At 65.8% G+C, this 19,105-nt stretch carries 14 protein-coding genes and 1 tRNA gene; 6 read left to right on the top strand and 9 right to left on the bottom strand.

Annotated features, from left to right (window positions below):
• Positions 1–59 precede the first annotated feature (59 nt).
• A complete protein-coding gene (locus HNP60_RS17335) occupies positions 60–1,550 on the bottom strand; it encodes an amidohydrolase family protein (RefSeq protein ID WP_184156144.1) in 1,491 nt (496 codons plus the stop codon).
• Between the two features lie 229 nt (positions 1,551–1,779).
• Between HNP60_RS17335 and HNP60_RS17330 the strand changes: the two genes are divergently transcribed.
• Positions 1,780–1,855 (top strand) — tRNA-Phe (locus HNP60_RS17330).
• Positions 1,856–2,039: 184 nt separating this feature from the next.
• Here the strand turns inward: HNP60_RS17330 and HNP60_RS17325 are convergent.
• Complete coding sequence (locus HNP60_RS17325) at positions 2,040–2,798, bottom strand: SDR family oxidoreductase (RefSeq protein WP_338056737.1); 759 nt, start codon at positions 2,796–2,798, stop codon at positions 2,040–2,042.
• An 8-nt stretch (positions 2,799–2,806) separates the two neighbouring features.
• A complete protein-coding gene (locus HNP60_RS17320) occupies positions 2,807–3,760 on the bottom strand; it encodes an ABC transporter substrate-binding protein (protein WP_221414672.1) in 954 nt (317 codons plus the stop codon).
• A gap of 151 nt (positions 3,761–3,911) precedes the next feature.
• Between HNP60_RS17320 and HNP60_RS17315 the strand changes: the two genes are divergently transcribed.
• Positions 3,912–4,694, top strand: a complete 783-nt coding sequence (locus HNP60_RS17315; protein ID WP_338056736.1) for an IclR family transcriptional regulator — start codon at positions 3,912–3,914, stop codon at positions 4,692–4,694.
• A 109-nt stretch (positions 4,695–4,803) separates the two neighbouring features.
• Here the strand turns inward: HNP60_RS17315 and HNP60_RS17310 are convergent, their stop codons facing one another.
• The 6 genes from HNP60_RS17310 to HNP60_RS17285 all read right to left on the bottom strand — a co-directional run bounded on the left by HNP60_RS17310 (position 4,804) and on the right by HNP60_RS17285 (position 13,375).
• A complete protein-coding gene (locus HNP60_RS17310; protein WP_184156140.1) occupies positions 4,804–5,250 on the bottom strand; it encodes a Zn-ribbon domain-containing OB-fold protein in 447 nt (148 codons plus the stop codon).
• 10 nt (positions 5,251–5,260) lie between these two features.
• A complete protein-coding gene (locus tag HNP60_RS17305; protein WP_184156138.1) occupies positions 5,261–6,433 on the bottom strand; it encodes a thiolase family protein in 1,173 nt (390 codons plus the stop codon).
• Between the two features lie 5 nt (positions 6,434–6,438).
• Positions 6,439–7,227 (bottom strand): crotonase/enoyl-CoA hydratase family protein, encoded by a 789-nt coding sequence (locus HNP60_RS17300; RefSeq protein ID WP_184156136.1) that lies wholly within the window; start codon positions 7,225–7,227, stop codon positions 6,439–6,441.
• A 12-nt stretch (positions 7,228–7,239) separates the two neighbouring features.
• Positions 7,240–9,381: an acetate--CoA ligase family protein gene (locus HNP60_RS17295; RefSeq protein ID WP_184156134.1), complete on the bottom strand. Its 2,142-nt coding sequence runs from the start codon at positions 9,379–9,381 to the stop codon at positions 7,240–7,242.
• Positions 9,382–9,396: 15 nt separating this feature from the next.
• Positions 9,397–10,452, bottom strand: a complete 1,056-nt coding sequence (locus HNP60_RS17290) for an amidohydrolase family protein (protein WP_184156132.1) — start codon at positions 10,450–10,452, stop codon at positions 9,397–9,399.
• Positions 10,453–10,552: 100 nt separating this feature from the next.
• Complete coding sequence (locus HNP60_RS17285; RefSeq protein WP_184156130.1) at positions 10,553–13,375, bottom strand: TonB-dependent receptor; 2,823 nt, start codon at positions 13,373–13,375, stop codon at positions 10,553–10,555.
• Positions 13,376–14,078: 703 nt separating this feature from the next.
• On the opposite strand from HNP60_RS17285, the gene HNP60_RS17280 reads away from it, so the two are divergent.
• From HNP60_RS17280 to HNP60_RS17265, 4 genes are all read left to right on the top strand, one after another.
• Positions 14,079–15,770 (top strand): thiamine pyrophosphate-binding protein, encoded by a 1,692-nt coding sequence (locus HNP60_RS17280; protein WP_184156128.1) that lies wholly within the window; start codon positions 14,079–14,081, stop codon positions 15,768–15,770.
• 63 nt (positions 15,771–15,833) lie between these two features.
• Positions 15,834–17,153 carry a Rieske 2Fe-2S domain-containing protein gene (locus HNP60_RS17275; protein ID WP_184156126.1) on the top strand — a complete coding sequence of 440 codons (1,320 nt, stop codon included), beginning with the start codon at positions 15,834–15,836 and terminating at the stop codon, positions 17,151–17,153.
• Positions 17,154–17,186: 33 nt separating this feature from the next.
• Positions 17,187–17,654: a nuclear transport factor 2 family protein gene (locus tag HNP60_RS17270; protein ID WP_184156124.1), complete on the top strand. Its 468-nt coding sequence runs from the start codon at positions 17,187–17,189 to the stop codon at positions 17,652–17,654.
• 64 nt (positions 17,655–17,718) lie between these two features.
• Positions 17,719–19,059, top strand: coding sequence for an MFS transporter (locus HNP60_RS17265; protein WP_184156122.1), 1,341 nt, complete (start codon positions 17,719–17,721; stop codon positions 19,057–19,059).
• Positions 19,060–19,105: the final 46 nt, after the last annotated feature.

The raw sequence follows: 19,105 nt of genomic DNA, 5'->3' as shown, positions 1-19,105 counted from the left end.
CAGTCGCGCATGGCCGGTTCTGACATCAGGCCGGCCATGCGCCAAAGCCAAGCGCGTTCTCATCCGCGCTGGACGTAGCCGTAGCGCAGGTTTGAAGGCGCCGGCCCGCGCGCGACATAATCCGCTTTCAGCCGGCTGAACCGGTCATGTTGCTGGGCGCGGGCGGTTGTGGCGATATCGATATTGTAGAGCCGCGCATTGTTCCCGCCGAAGATGCCGTTCTTCACCGCTCCATCGGCCGGCCCGAGCGGCGCGAAGCCATGCTTCTTCTGCATGTCCTCGGGTATTTCGAGCCGCCGCAGTCCCTCGATCTGCCATTGCGGTGACCCTGTCCACACGGCATCCGTGCCCCAGCAGACATGATCGGCACCAAGGCCTTTCACAAGCTGGCCCATGATCGCGGCGCAAAGGGCGGGCTGCGCGATCAGCGTCTGCGCGAAGATCTGCCCGAGGTCGGCATAGACATTGCTGACGCCATGCCTCTGCGGGATCTCGGCGAGGTCCGTCACCCAGTCGATGCGGCCCGTGCGGTTGAACGTGGCTAGCGCCCAGTCCGGATCGTCGAGCCGATAGGCCGCATGGTAGATGATGAAGTTGAGCTGGGGCCAGTCCTTCGCGGCCTGCGCGACGTCCCGCACGTCGGCATGGGGCGCCAGATGCGGAAAGCGCGTGTCGAGCTGGCGCCCCCACAGGCCCTTGTGGACGCAGATGTTCCGGATGCCGGCCTTCACGGCTTTCTCATAGCCGCGATAAGTCTCCTCGCTGTCCATCCGCCAGGGATAGCGCGCCAGCTCCTTGTGGGTATTGTCGCCCACCGTATAGCCCTTGAGCGAATCGGGCTTCAGCTCGAGCGCGGCATCGAGTGCCTCCAGCCATCCGGGTGCCCCGGGCGTGATGATGGCATGGCTCATCATCCGCAGGGTTTCCGCTTCCCGGTTCACACGTTCGCGCGCTTGCGCCATCTGGCGATTGGTGAGGAACCAGTCCTCCGCTATGTCCGAAGGGGCGGAGGAGATGAGCGCGATCTTGGTGTCGCTGTCGAGATAGATTTCCTTGAAATAATTGTCGAACTTCAGGTCCTCCAGCGTCTGCGGGCCGGCCTTGCTGAGTTCGGGGTTCCAGCCTTGCGCGGCGACGCCCTCGCGCATCCTGACGAAGTTCGTCAGCCGCGTGTCATCCCGCAGGAAATGCGTGTGCATGTCCATGATGAACTGGCCCGCCAGGGCCCGCGATCGCTCGTCCGCAGCTTCCGGCGTGGCGGCTTCCGCTTCCCCCACCGCGAAGAGGCCGCCGAACGTGGCGTTGAGCGCTGCGAAAGCGGCGGCCATGCCGGCCGTGGTGCGGAGAAAATCGCGCCGGCTCATGCCGAGCCGGGGCGCGATGGCCTCCACCATGTCATAGAGTCGCGCCTCGGCTTCCCGCTGCTGCGGCGTCTGGGCAATGGGCAGATATTCCTCGCTGGCCACCATGCGCACCGGCAGCGGCGTGCGCGGTTCGCTGGTCTCCGCCGGGCTTAGCCCCCGGCGATCGCGCGTACCGAAAAGCGCCATGCAAGCCTCCCCAAGCTTTTGATTATCCGGGACTTGAACATGCCATGCCAGCAGTCCGGCACAAGCGAATTCGGCCGTGGCGGCCTCTTCGCGCGATACCCCGAGCGCGGCAGTTCCGTTGCCGGGTGCCAGCAAGGCACAGATTAAGCATCATGGGGGTGGACAGGCTCGCATCCTCATGCTTATAGCGCTCGCTCTCCGCCGGCCACCGGCCGCGCGACGATCCCGTGCCCGGGTAGCTCAGTTGGTAGAGCATGCGACTGAAAATCGCAGTGTCGGCGGTTCGACTCCGTCCCCGGGCACCATTTTCATGGCGATGAACAAGGCAGTGTTGGATTGGCGATCCGGCCGAGCCATAGCGACATGGCGATGGCACTTGCCGAACCCGCCGTTTTCTGTTTGCCTTCCTCGTCTGCCCGGCGATGCCGGTCCAACATTGCGATCCCGCTTCTTTAGGCTCCCTTAAAGTCCGCGAACTCGTCCCCGCGGCTAGCCTCTGCCGAGATAAGGCTGCGCAATGGGGAGGATCGTGGTGGACAGCACGTTTATCTCATCGGGGACGGCGGCCATCGCGGCGACGAGTTCGGCGACATGGCGCGCTTCCATCGTCGTTGGCGAAGCGCTGGCCCGCAGCGAGCGCTCGCCGATGAGTTCGCTGATCGTCGCGCCGGGATGGATGATCGAGGCCGTGATGCCGTGCGGGCGGCCTTCCAGGGCCAGTGCCCGCGTCAGCCCTTCCAGCCCGAACTTGCTGGCGGTGTAAGCGATCGTATCGGCACGGGGCATTTGCGCGGAGAGGCTGCCGACGTTGATGATGCGGCCCCGTCCGCGCGGTTGCATCACGCGCAGCGCCTCCCGGCCACATAGGAAAGCGGCGGTCAGATTGACGTCGATGACCGCGCGCCATTGTTCGAGCGTCACGTCGACCGTGGGGCGATGAATGGCCATGCCGGCATTTGCGACGAGGAGCGTGACGGGAGAAAAGGCCTCCGCATCGGCGAAAAGCCCGAGGACATCCTCCTCGATGGTCACGTCGGTGGGCCGTGGCAGGACCTGCGCACCGCTGGCGCTCAATTCCTCGGCGAGCGCGTCCAGCCGATCGGCACGACGCGCCGCGAGGATGAGCCGGGCCCCGCACGCAGCGAAGCATCGCGCGATGCCCGCACCGATTCCCGAACTGGCGCCGGTGATGATGGCTGTGTGGCGAGAGAGATCCTGCACATTGTCCTCCTGAGGTTGGTTGGGCACTGGCACTGTCATTGAACGCGACCCTGACGGCCCAGCAGAGCCCGTGCCTCCGCTTCGATGGTCGGATCGATCAGCGTCGCAAGCTGGGCTCGCCTGCGCGCGGGGCGCCCCGCGAGTCCCGCGAGCCAGCGCTCCTCGGCGACCAGCGTATCGAGCAGGCCGGGAGCCAACGTAGCCGGAAAGGCATGATGCCGCCAGACGGGGTCTACCGTTTCCGCCGGATAGCCGGTCGTCTCGGCAGCGAGCGCCACGGCGCCGGGCCTGTCCTTCTCCATCCTTGCCGACGCCTGGATGAGCGTCGCGACGAAGCGGACGATCTTCGCACGCGTGGCAGGGTCGGCGAGCTTCGCGGCCGTCGTGTTGAGATTGTAGAGCTCGCGATAGCCGGTCTCGGGTTCGAGAATGATGGCGTCCTCCCCAAGGCGCTCGATGGCGCGCTGGGGTTCGGGCTCCCACAAGGCCACGGCGTCAGCCTTGCCCAGCACCAGCAGCGAGGCGATGTCCCGGGGCGGCATGGCGATATTGACGATCTCTACGTCACGTTCGGCCATTCCGGCCACCGCCAGCGCGCGATGGAGATAGAAGGCGGCCGAGCTTTCCCGGGGCGTGGCGATGGTCTTGCCGCGCAGGTCCGCGAGGGTGCGAATGCCCGCCGAGCGCTTCGCCACGATGCGGTAACGGCCTTCGGTGATTGTCAGGATGATCCGCAGGTCGGGATGGTCCAGCGTGCTCCGCAATGCCTGAGTCTCGGCGTGTCCCGCAAGATCGGCGCCGCTTGCGTCGAAGAGGCTGGGGATCCCGCCGCGCGCCGCTTCGGCCCGGGCCGCACCGAGATGCCGGATCGCATAATGGACCGGCGTCAGCTCGATGGTCGCGTTGCCGCGAACCTGCAGATCGTCGATCACGGCGGGCGATGGCGCGCGGTTTGCACATCCGATGGCGGACAGTGCCAGGGCACTCATGAGAGCCAGCTTGCCGGCCAGACGTGGAAGGGAGGACCGTTGCGCTTCGGGACGTGCCGGCGGCGTGCGGTCCGGCTCGGAGACAATTCGCCCGGGCCACTCACGGCGCGCGTGACAGCGCTTGGAAACGGTGTCGGCACGTTGCATTAGCATGTTGATGTCCACGGCGAATCGTCTCCTAAACGTGCTTGCGCTTTTCACGATGGATCGCCCGGAATGGTCGGTCGAGGAAGCCGCGACAGAGCTCGATATGACATTGAGCACGACCTATCGCTACTTCCGCAGCCTGGTGGAGGCAGGGCTCGTGGCGGCGCATACGCCGAGCCGATACACGCTTGGTCCGGCCATCATCCGGTTTGATCGGCAGATGCGCCTGCTCGATCCCCTGATTGTCGCGGCACGGCCAGTGATGCGCCGGCTGGCGAGGGAACTGGGTCCGCATATCTGGGTGCCGCTGTGCCGGCTCTACCGGACGGACGTGATGTGCGTGCATCAGGAAACACTCGAGCCGCCCGACCTTGCGAACGACTTCGAGCGGCAGCCGGTCAGCTATGGCCGCGGCCAGCTGATGCCGCTGCACCGGGGCGCGCCATCCAAGGCCATTCTCGCCAACATGAATTTCCGGCTTGTGCGGCCAATCTATGATGGGGACCCGGCTGCCATGGCTGCCGTCGGCCTTGGGGGGAACTGGACGGAAGTAAAGCGCAGCCTGCGGGCGCTGCGCAGCGCGGGCGCGGTCATCACCAGCGGCGAATTGCAGGGTGGTATGCAGGGCATCGCCGTGCCGATCTTCGATCAGCAGGTCGTGATCGGGAGCCTTTCCATCATCATGCAGCAATCGCGCGAGATGCCGCCTCGCGAGACGCTCGTTCCGCGTCTGACGGAAGGCGCGCGGCAGATCGAGGAGATCATGACCGCCGCCGCGAGCCGGTAAGCCCGGGGAAGGCACTGCGGGCGCACCGCGCTCGCCGCGTATCCGGTGCCTGCAGGCCCTGCGCACGGTGGGCGCCACGCTGCGGACGTTCAGCATGCCCGGCGCGCGATCATCCGGATGGTGATCCGCCTTCCGCGGGCCTGAACAGCAGCAGATGACGGCCATCGGACAACGGCGCCCAGTGCGGCCGCACGCGCATGCCGATCTGCATCTGCCCGGCCGCGCACTGGATGACATTCGACATGACATTGACGCCTTCGTCCAGTGTCACCAGTGCCAGCCAGAAGGGCTCGTGGCCACGGAAGGGCGGGCGCGCGCGCCGGGCGATCGTGTAGCTGAAGATGCTGCCCTCTCCTGAGACCTCGCGCCATTCCAGCGTCGATGCCCGGCCGGTATAGATGCTCGTGGGGCGTGGATAGAACTGGAAGGCCTGCGCGACCCGGTCATATTGCAGCAGCAGCCGGCGCTCGCGCGTGGCGTCCCAGAAGGGTCTGGAGAAGCTGCGCTCGACGGGCAGGGGACGATCGAGATCCGTGAGATCGTTGAAGTCGGTCATGGCTCCATCCTCAGGCATCGGGGGTGAGGATCATGGCGGCGCTACTGTTCCAGTTCCGCCCGTAGGGAATGCCGCCGATGCCGGTGACGAGCGCGTTGCGTGTGTTCGTCACTTGTCGCGCACCGCCGTCGCCGAACAGCTGGCGGACGGCCTCGACGAGATTGGTGCCGCCGCCGGCCAGCCCCGCCTGCCCGGCGGAGATCTGGCCGCCGCCGGTGTTGAGCGGCACGTCGCCCGCGAAACCGAAATCGGTCTCGCGAATGAATGCGCTGCCTTGGCCGTGGGGGCAGAAACCCAGCATCTCGAGCTGCATCATGATGGCGATGATGAAATCGTCATAGGGATGAAAGGACGCGATATCGCGCGGCGTCAGGCCGGCCTGCGCGAAGCATCTGTCGCCTGCGACGCTGTGGCCCGTTTCGGTGGGATCGACGAGCGCGCGCGACGCCTGGTAATTGGTGCGCTCGCCATAGCCGACGGGCACGACGCATCGGGTCAGGCCGCGCTTCTCGGCGGCGCGTCGGCCCGTGACGAGCAGCCCGCTGGCGCCGTCGCACGGCATGACGCTGTCGAGCAGTCGGACGGGATCGTTGATCACCCGCGATTGAAGATAGTCCTCGATGGTGATCGGCTTGCGCAGCTTCTCACAGGCGAGATCATTGAGGATCGCGTGCTCGCGCTGGGTGACCGCGAGCTTGCCGAGCGCGCGATGGTCGAGCGCGAACTTCTCTTCATAATAGCGCGTGAGCAGGCCGAATGCCGCCGGCGGGCCGATATAGCCCAGCGGCGTCGTCCATTCCTGGCCGAAGGAACGCGCCCGGGCCGTGGCTTCGGCGACCGCCGTATCGGCATAAAGGCACAGCACCGAGGTGGCGAAGCCGGCATCGATCGCCGCGCTCGCGCGGGCGACCGCGCCGAGCGGCGAGCAGCCCCCGATGTCGACCGTCTGGCAGAAATCCAGTTCGAGCGAGAGCGCGTCGGCTGTGGCCTGGGACCAGAAGGGATTGCCCGCGCCGGTCAGCGAGGCGGAAAGGATCAGGCCATCGATCTCGCCTTTCTCGTGGCCGGAACGGTCGAGCAGCTGTTCGAGGATATCGGCGCCCAGCTGCCAGATGTCCCGGTCGCTGACCGGGACGATTTTGGTTTCGGCATATGCGATGATCGCCGCATCGTGTAGGGCCATGGGCGTCAGTCCTCCTTGTCCGGGGCGGCGACCTTGTTGCGTCCGCCGAGGAAGGCGCCGATCCGGTCCGCGCTCTCGTTGCTGCGCGCCGCCATGCCGATCAGGCCCTCGATGAACAGCCCGTCGTCATGCGCCATGTCATTGACGCGGGGGAGTGCCGCGCAGACGCCCCAGTTGGTGCTCGCGGCATTGGCCGCCACGGCCCGCGCGAGCTCCGTCGCCTTCTCCAGGCTTTGCCCGGCCGGGACGACATATTGGCAGAGATTGGCGCGCTCGCCTTCGGCTGCGTTCAGTGCGCGGCCGGTGAGCATCAGGTCCGCCATGCGGGCATAGCCCATCAATCGCTGGATCCGCACTGATCCGCCACCGCCCACGAAGATGCCGCGCCGCCCCTCCGGCAGGGCGAAGAAGGTCGTCTGATCGGCAACCCGGATGTGGCATGCGGCCGCGATTTCCAGCCCGCCGCCAATGCATGCGCCCTTGAGGGCTGCGATCCACGGCAGGCCACCCCGTGCGACCTGATCGAGCGGTCCATTCCAACGCCCGCGGGACCTGGGCGTCGAGGGTGCACCGGACTTGAGCCGCGCGGCGGCCTCGGCCAGATCGAGCCCGGCCGAGAAATTGTCGCCATGGCCAAACAGCACGCCACAGCGCGCCTCGTCTGCCGCGCGGAGAAAAGCGGCGAGAAGCTGGTTCATCACGTCCATGCTGATGGCGTTGCGCTTGTCCGCGCGATCGATGCCGACCAGCGCGACATTGCCATCCAGCTCATAGGTTACGAACTGCTCGCTCATCCCTGCCTCCCGTCAATCATCGGTGCGGGTGACGACCAGCGCGTCCACCGCCGTCACGCCGTCGCCCCGTGCGTGGGCGAAGAGCGGGTTGATGTCGATTTCGAAGATCTCCGGCCGGGTGAGCATCAGTCGGCCGATCAAGGCCGCCGTCCGCGCCACGGCGGCGACATCGACCGGCGGTGCGCCCCGGAAGGCGCCCAGCAGCTTCGCGCTGCGCAGCTTGCCGATTTCCTCGACGATATCCGCCTCGGCCAGATCGCAAGGCATCAGCCGGACGTCGCCGATCGCCTCGATCCAGATGCCCCCCAGCCCGACGAGCAGCACAGGCCCCCATTGGGGATCGCGCCGCGCGCCGACCACCAGTTCCAGTCCCTTGGGCGCCATTGTCTCGATGAGCACGCCGTCGAGCCTCAGCCCCGGCTGCGCGCGCGAAATATTGTCGTGCAGCCTCGCCCAGCCGGCCCGCAGCGCCTCGGCATTGGTGAGGTTCAGGATCACGCCCCCGGCCTCGGTCTTGTGGGCGAGCGCGCCTGCCTGCGCCTTGAGCGCGACGGGATAGCCGATGCGCGCCGCGATCGCTTTCGCCTCGTCCAGGCTCGTGGCCAGCCCGCCCTCGGGAACCGGGATGCCGATCGCGCGCAGCAGGGTCTTGCCTTGCCATTCCGGCAAGGCGCCCTTGCCCAGCACCGGCAGGCCCTCGAAAGGCGCGGGCATGACCGCCCGCTTTGCCCGCTGGAGAGCGCGGCCATGGAAGGTGGCGAGGCCGATTGCCTGGATGGCGCGCTCCGCCGAGCGGCTGAAGATGATGCGGTTCTCCCTGAGCGCGGCTTCGAATTCGGGCGCCAGTTCCGAATTGGGAAGCGAGAAGATCGCCGGCTTGCGGTGCTCCTTCAGTGCATCGATGAAATGGAAGCCATAGCTGAGTTGGGCCCGGGGATTGGCTTGCGCGATGCAGATGCACAGCGACCCGATCGCCGGGTCGTCGAGCAGGCCGCGCGTCCCGATCCCCGTCAGTTCCGGCTTCCACAACACTTCGGTGCCGAGATCGAGCGGATTGCGCGGGGGCATGAAATCCGGAAGCTGCGGGGTGAGATCGGCCACGATGTCCGGCGAGAGCGGGGGAAGGTCGAGGCCGATATCCGCGCAATAATCATGGGCGATGGCGACGAAGCCGCCAGAAAAGGTGACGATCCCCGGGCCATCGACCGGCGGTTCGGGATAGCGGGCAAGCAGTTCGGTCACGTCCACCCATTGCTCGAGGGTGTCGACCAGCGCCACGCCTGCCCGCGCGAGGTGGACGCGCATCATGTCATAGTCCCCGGCGAGCGCGCCGGTGTGCGATTGCACTGCCGCCTTGGCCTCGGCACTGCGGCCGGGGTGAATCATCACCACCGGCTTGCCCTTCGAGCGGGCGTAGCGTGCGGCGGCGAGGAAGGCCTGCGGATCGCGCACTTCCTCCAGATAGAGCGAGATCAGGTGCGTGGCGGGATCGTCGGCGAAGAATTCGATGAAGTCCGCCAGCCCCACCCCGGCTTCATTGCCGGTCGAGGCGAGATAAGCGACGGGGAGGTTCGCCGCCTCCAGCGAGGCGCGGGCAAAGGCCATCAGGCCACCGCTCTGGGAGACCATCGCGATCGCCGGGTCGGTCCGGTCGGGCTGGAGCTTCGGCACCTGGCGCGCGATCGAGAATGTGACCGCGAAGCCGTCGACGAAATTGGTGTATCCAAGGCAGTTCGGGCCGAGCAGCGCGACGCCGCCCTCGCGAGCGATGCGGGCCAGCTCGTCCTGTTCGGCGCGATTGCCGATCTCCGCGAAGCCGGAGGAAAAGATGGTCACGGCGCGCACCCCGCGCCGGGCGCAAGCTTCCAGCGCATCCTTCACGCCCGCTGCGGGCAAGGCGAAAATGGCGAGATCAATGCCCTCGGGCAGTTCGTCGACCGATGCCAGCACGGGAATGCCGTCGATCTCGCCGCCGCTGCGGCCGATGAGATGGATATCGCCGGCGAAGCCATTGGCCTGCAGGGCCCCCAGCACGGTGCGGCCGGCCGAGCGGGGCTTGGACGAAACGCCGATCACCGCCACCGCGCGGGGGCGCATGAGCAGTTCGACCGCCGCCTTACCAGTCGCTGCCTTGCGACGTGGTGCCTCCATCATGTCTTTCTCCTGTCCTTATATCGCTTGCGGCTTGCGGCGCGTGAACATCGCGTGGCCATTGTCGTGCAGCACCCGTCGGCGCTCGTCGGCATTCAGGGCGCTGGTGGAGGCCAGGGCGTCGGCCACCATGTCGGCATAGGGCCACAGGGTGTTGCCGCTGTCGGATCCCCACATGATTCGGTCCGCTCCGAAGATGTCGGTCGCGCGCCGCAGGAGTTCGGCGGGCGAATGAGCCTGCGCCTTCAACTCGTCGATCACGTTCGTCGTCCATTTGAAATGGACGTGGGGGAAGGCGCGCAACGCCAGATGCGCGGGCGCGACGTCGCCATTCACCAGCCGGCCGCAATGCTCGAGGATGATCGGGCAGTTTGTGAAGCGTTCCGCCAGGGTGCGGACCGCGCTCAGCGCCTCGACCGTTCCCTTGGGCGGCAGGAAAGTAATGCCGACTGGGATGCCCAGTCTGTCGGCGGTGGCCCACAGCCGCAGCGCGTCCGGTGAGTTCAACCATCGAATGTCCCGCGTGTCCTGGGTAAAGCCGGTAAGCCGCATCGCCGACACGCGCCGTGCTGCGACCAGTGCCTCCAGACGATCAGGGCTTGCGGGATTGCGTGCGTCCATGATGATCTCGGCATGGATCTTGTCCGGAAAGCGGTCGGCGAGATCGAGGACGTAGCTGTTATCGGTCTTGTAGACGCCGCTATACTGGACACCTGTGCCGGCGGTGACGCCGGACTGTGCCCACCAGGCGAAGACTTTCTCCGGCGTGCCTGGATCGCGCATGACGCGCGCGCGCGTCACTTCCTCGCCCTCGCGCGAATTGCGCGTGTCGATGGGATAATGCCCGATGTCGTTCGTGAAGAAGTGGATGTGGCTATCGTAAAGTTCGACGCCCGGCGCCCCCGGGTCGCCCGGCACCGCGCGCGCCGCGCAGGATAGGGGGAGGGCGCAGGCAAGCGCCATGATGTCACGGCGCGAGACGGGCCATCCGGCTTCCGTCATGCGTGGATCCCGCGCCGTCTGCGAAAAGGGCTCTGCGCGGCCGTGCCGGGCGTTCGTGGTATCGCTGGTCATGTCGTCCCTCGGGATCGTTCGTCGTTCGTGCCTGTCCGTCGCTCCGGCCGGCAGCGCATCAGGCCCGGAAGCTCTGATGCGCCGCCGGCGCGGATGACCGTCAGAACCTGACCTTGGCGCCCACCTCGAACACGCGCCCGATCTTGTCGTAGAGCTGGCCATTCACGGCCTGGCCCTGCGTGGCGTAGGGACTGACCGGCGGGTCCGTATCCAGCAGATTGTCGATGCCCGCGTTCAGCTCGAACCGGTCGGTGATCTTCACCGAGCCAAGCAGGTTCACATAAGCTGCCGCATTGATCGTGTTGTCGTTGATCGACAGCGCGGGGATGGTGTTGAACTGGTTGTCGTTCTTGCCCGCGCTGATGAAGAGCATCTGCGCCGTGAGGGAGAGGACGTCGTTGCTGTAGGTCTGCGAGAGATTGCCACGGAAGCGTGGTTGCGAGCCGAGGCTGCCCATGCCGTTCTCGCCGGCCCGATCGATGCCGTTGATGTAGGCATGAAGCGCATAAGTGCCGCTGAGCCGCGTGGTGAGCGCGCCGCTGCCGCCCAGGCTGAGCCGATAGGATAGCGCCAGGTCGAGGCCGCTGGTCTCGAACTGGGATATGTTCTGGATCGGCGCTTCCAGCCGGACGGGCGTCACGCCGTTCGCGGCGAAGGTGATGAAGCTGCAGGAGAGGGCATCGCCGGCGGTGCAGGCATTGCCGATATTGGCCGCCGACAGCGTGTCGATCGCATCCTTGAGGTTGATCTTGTAGTAATCGAGCGAGACCCGCAGGCCGGGGATGGCGCTGGGTTGGAGGACCACGCCGAGCGTGAGCGTGTCCGCCTTTTCCGGCTTGAGGTCGAGGTTGCCAATCGTCCGGTTCTGCGGAATGACTTCCGTGACGCCATTGACCGTCAGGGCCGTGTTGGTGAACGAGCCGGGCGAGAAAAGCTCGAAGATGGCAGGCGCGCGAATGTCCCGCGACCGGGTGGCGCGGAAGCGCAGCCCGTCGATGGGTTCCCAGACGCCACCGACCTTCCAGGTCGTCTGCGCCCCGGCGGTGCTGTAGTCGGCGTAGCGGATCGCACCGTTGAGATCGAGCGTGCGGGCGAAGGAGAGATCGCGCGCGAGCGGCACGATCGCTTCCAGATAGCCCTCGGTGACGCTGAATTCGCCGGAGAAAGGCACGGCATTGCCGATCGCGAACCGGCTGGCGGTGGACAGCGGCCCTGCGGTCAGGTCCTGCGTTTCCTTGCGATACTCGCCGCCGAACGCCACCGAGACGGGCGCTGCCCAGGTGGAGAAGGGCTCGCCGCGCACGTTGATCCCGGCCGCATGCTGCTTGTACAGAACCGCGTTGTAATCCGCGCGGTTGACGTAGGCCAGGCCGGCGGGATCGGACTCGCTGACGGCGTTCGGCCCGAAGATGTTCACCGGAACGCAGCCGGCCGCGAGCGGATTGGGCACTGCGCCGGGCAGTCGCGATCTGCAGACGATCTGGTTGGTCGTCGGATCGACGACGGCATCGACCGCCAGGTTCCAGAACACCGGCGAGAAATTGTTGGTGAAATCGCTGCGGAACTTGTTCTCGCCGTAGGAATAATGGGCGTCGTAATGCCAGGAGCCGCCAAGCGCGCCCTGCACGCCGATGGTGCCGTGGGGCGTCTCGTTCTTTACGATGAAGTTGATGTTGCCGACATCATAGACGCCTTTCGCCACCGTGATGGAGGTGAGAGGACCCCCGGGATGCGCGGCCATGGCATCCTTGACCGCTTGCGGCAGGAAGGCATTGTCGCTGCGGATGGTGAACCCGGCGAAGTTGGGGAGTCCACCCGTAAAAGTGCCCTTCGTTTCCGAATATCCGCCCTCGAGGATGATCTCCAGAGCGTCCGAGAATTCGAAGCTCGCCCGTCCGTAAGTGACGAAACGCTCGATGCCGGGCACGAGGCTGGAGCCCGCGTTGCGGCTCAGGCCCTCGCCGCCGAGCTGATAGGTGCCGTTGTCTATGGAGCCCTGCTGATAGGGGCGGATCGTACCGTCATCGTTGAACGTGTAGTTATTGAGGCTGAAGCCGGCCGGGCCCCTTATTCTGCCACCCACACCGTTGGAATTGAGCACATGGGGGGCGACGATGTTGGCGGGCAGCCCATTGGTCGCGAAATTCGGATTGGTGACCGTCATCCACTCTTCGCGGCCCCAGGCACGGCGGTAGAGATCCTCGATCTGGTCCATGGCGGCTGCTTCCGCAGCGAAAACCACATGACCCCGTCCATCGGCGAACTGGAAGCCGCCGACCGCGCCGAGCTTGTAGCGGAAATTGTCGCCCTGCTGGGAAATGCCCGTCTGCGCGGTCAGCTCCAGGCCTTCCATCCGCTTCCTGAGCAGGATGTTGACCACGCCCGCCACGGCGTCCGATCCATATTGGGCGGACGCGCCGCCCGTCACCACCTCGACCCGCTCGATCATGTTGGTGGGGATAACGTTGAGGTCGGTCGTCACCGGCACGCCGGTCGTGACTGCGGGGGCCTGCGGCACGATCCGCGAGCCATCGACAAGCACGAGGGTGCGCTGGCCGCCCAGGCCGCGCAGGTCGGCGGTCGACTGGCCGGGACTGGAGAAGTTGTTGGCATTGCCGCCCGGCGAGCGGGTGGCCTTGAACGCGGGTTCCTGTTGCAGAACCTCGCCCAGGGACACGGGCGACTGTCGTTCGATCAGGTCGGCACCGAGGACTGACACCGCCGAGGGCGCCGAGAAGCCGGAAGCCGCGGCGCGCGAGCCGGTGACGATGATTTCGCCTTCCGGGGGCATGTCCTGAGGTGACTGTGCGTCCTGACCGGCGGCGGGGGTGGTGACCATCATGCCGATGGCGAGCGCGACCGATGCCATCAGGTCGCGGCGGGTGCGCAGATTCCGACGGCGGCCGTGTTCAATCCCGATCATGTTTTCCTCTCCTGTTTCTTATGATTCTGTCGCCATGCAGCCGGACTCCGGCCGTAACAGCGCGTCCATTTTCTTATGTTTTTGGCGCCCGCAGGGACGCGGATGCCCACGCACCGGCATCAGCCGGGCGGAGGCGGCAGGGTGTGTCTCGGGTCCCGCAGGCAAACATGCCCCCCGGACCCCATTCTCCTACTGTTGCATCGCTTAATATCATCGTCAATCCCACAATATGCGAAATCAATCGAATCCTGTAATGCGGCAAAGCATCATTTTTGGTCGGTGAGACGCATCCAACAGCTTGCGAATCCGCGCCAAAGCTACATGAGTCGGGTGCCCTTGTACATAAATTAAACGATGCTATAAATAAACTCACGGATCGCGTGGGTTTTGGAACAGGATCCCCGACGTATGCTTAATCTGTAAGAATGATTTGATGGGAACGCCAAGGCCTTTCACCCATCAAGATTGTTATAAAAAACTGGTCTCTCGGACCGGCGCCGGCAGGCATATCCACCGTCGGTTGCCGCAAGGCTGCGTTCGTGTCCTGATAGCGAGAGATGCCGCCGAAGCGCCAGAGTGCATCGGATTTCGCTGCCTATAAAACAACATTTTTCGCATATTACAGGAAAAGCACTTTTCTTTCGATCCGGTCATCCGTATTGAAACGGGCAAGACATGCCTATCAAGGCTGCGGACAGGAGGGATGATGCTGGGAGCGGACCTGATTGCGAAGGCGATTGCGCGCCAGGGAGTTGGCACCGTTTTCGGTCTGCCGGGTCATCTTGAGTCGGTGTTCGGCGCGTTGCAGCGGGAAGGCATCCGGCTGATCCACATGCGGCATGAGAGCCCCTGCGTCCTCGCGGCCGATGCTTATGCACAGATGCGCCGTAGCCTTGGCGTGGCCTGCGTCACGTCAGGTCCCGGACTCGCGAACGCGGTGGGCGGAATCGCGTCGGCATTCGATAATTCGGCGCCCGTGCTCATCATTGCGGGCCGCAATCCGCTACGCATGCTCGATGCACGTCCGATGCAGGAGCTGGACCATGCACGGCTGGTCCGCTCGATCGTGAAATGGGCGCAGGTCGTGCATGATCCCTCGCGGCTCGGCGAATATGTCGAGATGGCGGCGCGCATTGCCATGTCCGGCCAGCCGGGGCCGGTCCTGCTCGAGATCCCGCGTGATGTCGCCAATGGCGAGGCGGACGATGCCGTCGCCGCTGCCTCGCTCGGGCCGGTGCTGCGCGCGCATCCGCCGGCGCCCGCGTCGGAAGACATAGCCCGCGCTGCCGCGCTCCTCGGCGATGCCGAGCGGCCGCTGATCGTGGCGGGGGCCGGCGCATACTGGTCCGATGCTGGCGCCGAACTGGCCCGGCTCAATCGCGAGTTCGGCATTCCCGTGCTACTCCAGGGCTCCTCGCGCGGGCTGGTCCCGGAGGACATGGAAACGGTCTTTCCCTGGCCCGTTGCCAGCGTTGCCGCGCAGCAGGCAGATGTTGTCCTGTTTGCCGGCTGCCGCATCGCAGGGGCGATCGGCTTCGGGACGCCGCCGGTATTTGCGGCCGACGCCCGCTTCATCCAGATCGACAACGACGCGTCCGAGATCGGTCGCGGCCGCCCGGTCGAAGCGCCTGTCGCCGGCGATTGCAGGCATGCGCTGGCGAGCATGGCGGATGCCCTGTCGGCACGCTCCCCGGCCCGGCGAGATGCGCGCTGGGTGAAGGCCGCCGTGGCGCCGAGGCTGGAGCGCATCGAGAGCGCGGGGCGCAGCGAGGAAGGGCAGGTCCACCCCCTGCGCATGGCGCGCGAGCTGGCGGCGCGCATGCCCGAGAACAGTCTGTTCGTCGGCGACGGCGCCAATTGCAACAACTGGTTCAAGGCAGTCCTGCGCTGTACGCACTCGCCGGGGTTCATCGATCACGAGCCTTTCGGGGCGATGGGCGTCGGCCTGCCCCATGCCATCGGCGCGGTCGCCGCCTTGCAGGAGGCGGGCGACGAGCGTCCGGTCTTCCTCGGCACCGGCGACGGCGCCTTCGGGCAGTATCTGGGCGAGCTGGCGACGGCCTCGCTGCACGGTCTGCCGATCTTCGTGATGGTCGCCAATGATGGCGCCTGGGGGTCGAGCCGCAACATCGCCCTGCATCTCTTCAACGGCACTTACGGGGTGGATTTCGCCCAGAGCGGCTACGAACTCGTCGCCCGGGGGCTGGAATGCCACGGCGAAATCGCGACCACGCCTGCGGAGGTCGGGCCGGCGTTCGACCGGGCCCTGGAGGCAGTCCGCGCCGGCCGCCCGGCGGTCGTGAACGTGCTGGTCGACCCCGATAGCGGGCTCGAGCGGCGCGATCCGCTGCTGCAGATGATTACGTTCAATCGCGTTCGCTTTGGCGGAGCCTGACAGGGGCTGACCGCCGAGGGCGTTCGCCTCCGCAGGGTGGCGCGGGATATCTCGGAGTTTTGCATGCTTACCAAGGAACAGAACGACCTGCTCACCCAGACCGGCCCCGGTACGCCGGGCGGCGCATTGCTGCGCCGCTACTGGCAACCGGTCGCGCTCGCCAGCGAGATTCCCCTGGGCGGAGACCCGCTCCCGATCGACATATTGAGCGAGGCGCTGGTGCTGTTTCGCGACGAGGATGGCCGGCTCGGGTTGCTCGGGCGGCACTGTCCCCATCGGGGGGCCGACTTGTCCTATGGCCGCGTCGAGGATGGCGGCTTGCGGTGCCTCTATCACGGCTGGCTGTTCGATGTCGGTGGCAAATGCCTTGAACAACCTGCGGAACCCAAGGGCTCCACCTTCAAGGACAAGATCTGCCAGAAGTCCTATCCGGTCGTCGAGCGGGGCGGCGCGGTCTTCGCCTATATGGGACCCGGCGAACCACCGCTTTTCCCGGCCTATGATTTCTTCGCCTATCCGCCCGAGCATGTCTTTGCCCGCAAGCTCTTCAAGGAGTGCAATTATCTCCAGGCGAACGAAGGCAATTACGATCCCGCGCATGTCGGCTTCCTGCATCGCTCCTCGCAGATGCTGAACAGGTCCGGCCTCGTCTTTGGCGACATGCGCAAGTTCGGCAGGGTGGACATATCGGACGCCGCCGTCGATCCTTTCTCCGTGCCGGCGCTCAAGGTCGAGGATGCCCCGTTCGGCATGCGCATCTTCCAGGTCCGCGATGGGGGGCCGGACAAAACCTATCTGCGCGTCACCACTTTCGGGATGCCCAATTTCTCGGTGATCGCCGGCCCGCAGGGCGGGGATGGTCATGTCGGCATCTGGCATGTGCCGATCAACGATCATGTGCATTGGCGCTTCGGCTTCACGCTGCGCCGCGACGCGCCCATCGCCCAGGCGCGGGAGACTGACGAGTTCGCCCCGTCGATCCGTCCGCGCGATCCCCAGTATTTCGATGGAGAGTTCCATCACCGGCAGCAATTGCGGAACCGCTATCTGCAGGATCGCAGCACATTTGCCGACAGCTATACCGGCATGGGCTCCCATTTCAGTGTCCACGATGCCTTCGCGACGGAATCGCAGGGGTCGATCCAGGACCGCACGCAGGAGCATCTCGGCCGGACCGATCTCGCGATCGGCGCGGCGCGGCGGATGATGCTGCGGGCGATCGCCGATGTGCAGGAAGGCAGGGATCCGGTCGGCGTCGTCCGCAGCCCTTCCGACAATGATTTCCGGGACATGATCTCGTTCGATGTGCTCGTCGAGAATGGCTCGGACTATGCCGAGGTGGTCCGCGCCGTCGCCGACGAGACCGGACGGACCCTGGCGTGAGCAGGCCAGAGATCAAAGGGGAGGGAAGCGGCCATGACCGACGATGAGCGCCGAGGGATCGAATGGGAATGCGCCCAGAACACCGTGCGCTTCTACAATCGCCTCGATGGCGCGCGAGGCGCCGAAGCCGCCGCCTTGTTCGCCGAGGACGGCGTCTGGTACAAGATGAACAGCGACGATGGCCATGTCGGCCGTACCGCGATCGCGCGATATGTGGATAATGTCCGCCAGCGAGGCAATCCGGACGTCCCGGAAGCGGATCGCAGGGTCTTCCATCTCGTCTGCAATCTCGAAGTGCAGGTGATCGACGCGACCAGTGCGGAGGTTCGCGCCAACACTGTCGTCATTCCCGGCAGCCGCGGCTCGGATGGGAGCGCCGGCTGGACGCAGGGGGTGAGCGCGATCTTCCCGACCGTCGAGCTCCACAAACGGACCGCCGAAGGATGGAAGATCGCATCCAAGCGCACCGAGCTGGCGATGCGCGTGAGAGCCCCCGGCTGAAGGCGATCAGCCGGCCACGGGGCGGCAGAGAAAGAAAACGAGATAACGGACAGGAGAGATGAGGGTGAGTAACGCAGTTCCACACGGGGTGCTCTACGACCGGCCCATGACGTCCATGCAGTTCGTGATTGTCGCGATCTGCTGCCTGACCAATATCTCCGATGGCGTCGATATCGCGGCGCTCGCCTTCGCGGCGCCCGTGCTGGTCAAGGACTGGGGGCTGAGGCCGGCGGTTCTTGCAACGCTGTTTGGCGCGACTGCGGTGGGCCTCGCGATCGGGGCCTTCTTCGTTGCCCAGCTTGCCGACAGGTTCGGTCGCCGACCCGTGACGCTGGTCGCGACCGGCACGATCGTGCTGACGATGATGCTGACCGCGCTCGCCACAAGCGTGCCTCAGCTGGCGGCCCTGCGCTTCACCACTGGCCTGTGCCTCGGGACGCTGGCGGTGACTCTCAACGTGATGGTGTCCGAGTTCGCCAATGCGCGCTGGCGCAACATATCGGTGGCGATCCTGCATAGCGGCTTCTCCATCGGCACGATGGTCGGCGGACTATTTGCGGCTGTGTTGCTCATGCCCTTTGGCTGGCAATCCATGTTCATCGCCGCCGGAACGCTGAACGCGATCGCGTTCGTGCTCATTCTGTTTTTGCTCCCGGAGTCACCTTCCTTCATCGTTTCGCGGCGCGACGGCCGGACGCTCGGGCGCCTGAATGGCGTTCTCAGCCGTCTCGGACAGAGCCAGGTCACCGAGGTTCCTGCCGTGGCGGTGGCGCGGGGCAAGGCCAAGGTTTCCGCCCTGCTGGCGGGTGCCAGGCGCAATTCCACATTGCTGCTCTGGCTTTCGCAGTTCGTTTTCGCCGTCATCAGCTATCTTCTGCTCAACTGGAAGCCCACGGTACTCGTCAATGCCGGGCTCAGTCCGGCCCAGGCGGGGATCGCGGGGCTGGTCAGCGGGATAGCGGGCATCGCCGGCCATATGGTCGCGGGCTATCTGTCGCGCGATGGCCGCGAAGTGCGTTCGACGATGATTTTCCTCTTCATGCTGTGCTTCGCGCTGCTCTGGCTCGGCTTGCAGCCGCCAATGGTGGGCGGGCTCATCCTCGCGGCCTCCTTCACGTCCTTCTGCAATGTCGGCGTGTTCACGGGACTGCTGCTCATCGGCCTCACGCATTATCCCGCTGCGGTCCGGACGGCGAGCGTCGCGATGCTTGTCGGCATCGCACGGCTGGGCGCCATCAGCGGCCCGGTCTTTGGCGGCCTGCTGCTCGAACTCGGCCTTGGGCGCGATGGCATGTTCATCGTGCTGGCCAGCATGGCACTCGTCCCGTTGATCGCCATGTACTTCGCGATGATGGGCTGGAGAAGAGCGCCGGCGCATGAGGATGTCGCGCGGGTCGCCGCTTGACCCGGGGCCTGCATGGGCCCGCTGAATGGCCAAGGAGGGGAGGACC

The organism is Sphingobium lignivorans (genome assembly GCF_014203955.1).
GTDB classification, from domain to species: Bacteria; Pseudomonadota; Alphaproteobacteria; order Sphingomonadales; family Sphingomonadaceae; genus Sphingobium; species Sphingobium lignivorans.
The sequence above is the reverse complement of the archived record's forward strand: the minus strand, read 5'-3'. Positions and strand labels throughout refer to the sequence as shown.

What these genes read in the sequence shown, in the direction of transcription:
- HNP60_RS17335 (WP_184156144.1), bottom strand. Translation starts at nt 1,550, where the DNA reads ATGGCGCTTTTCGGTACGCGCGATCGCCGGGGGCTAAGCCCGGCGGAG.
- HNP60_RS17320 (WP_221414672.1), bottom strand. Translation starts at nt 3,760, where the DNA reads ATGAGTGCCCTGGCACTGTCCGCCATCGGATGTGCAAACCGCGCGCCA.
- HNP60_RS17315 (WP_338056736.1), top strand. Translation starts at nt 3,912, where the DNA reads ATGTTGATGTCCACGGCGAATCGTCTCCTAAACGTGCTTGCGCTTTTC.
- HNP60_RS17310 (WP_184156140.1), bottom strand. Translation starts at nt 5,250, where the DNA reads ATGACCGACTTCAACGATCTCACGGATCTCGATCGTCCCCTGCCCGTC.
- HNP60_RS17305 (WP_184156138.1), bottom strand. Translation starts at nt 6,433, where the DNA reads ATGGCCCTACACGATGCGGCGATCATCGCATATGCCGAAACCAAAATC.
- HNP60_RS17300 (WP_184156136.1), bottom strand. Translation starts at nt 7,227, where the DNA reads ATGAGCGAGCAGTTCGTAACCTATGAGCTGGATGGCAATGTCGCGCTG.
- HNP60_RS17295 (WP_184156134.1), bottom strand. Translation starts at nt 9,381, where the DNA reads ATGATGGAGGCACCACGTCGCAAGGCAGCGACTGGTAAGGCGGCGGTC.
- HNP60_RS17290 (WP_184156132.1), bottom strand. Translation starts at nt 10,452, where the DNA reads ATGACCAGCGATACCACGAACGCCCGGCACGGCCGCGCAGAGCCCTTT.
- HNP60_RS17285 (WP_184156130.1), bottom strand. Translation starts at nt 13,375, where the DNA reads ATGATCGGGATTGAACACGGCCGCCGTCGGAATCTGCGCACCCGCCGC.
- HNP60_RS17280 (WP_184156128.1), top strand. Translation starts at nt 14,079, where the DNA reads ATGATGCTGGGAGCGGACCTGATTGCGAAGGCGATTGCGCGCCAGGGA.
- HNP60_RS17275 (WP_184156126.1), top strand. Translation starts at nt 15,834, where the DNA reads ATGCTTACCAAGGAACAGAACGACCTGCTCACCCAGACCGGCCCCGGT.
- HNP60_RS17270 (WP_184156124.1), top strand. Translation starts at nt 17,187, where the DNA reads ATGACCGACGATGAGCGCCGAGGGATCGAATGGGAATGCGCCCAGAAC.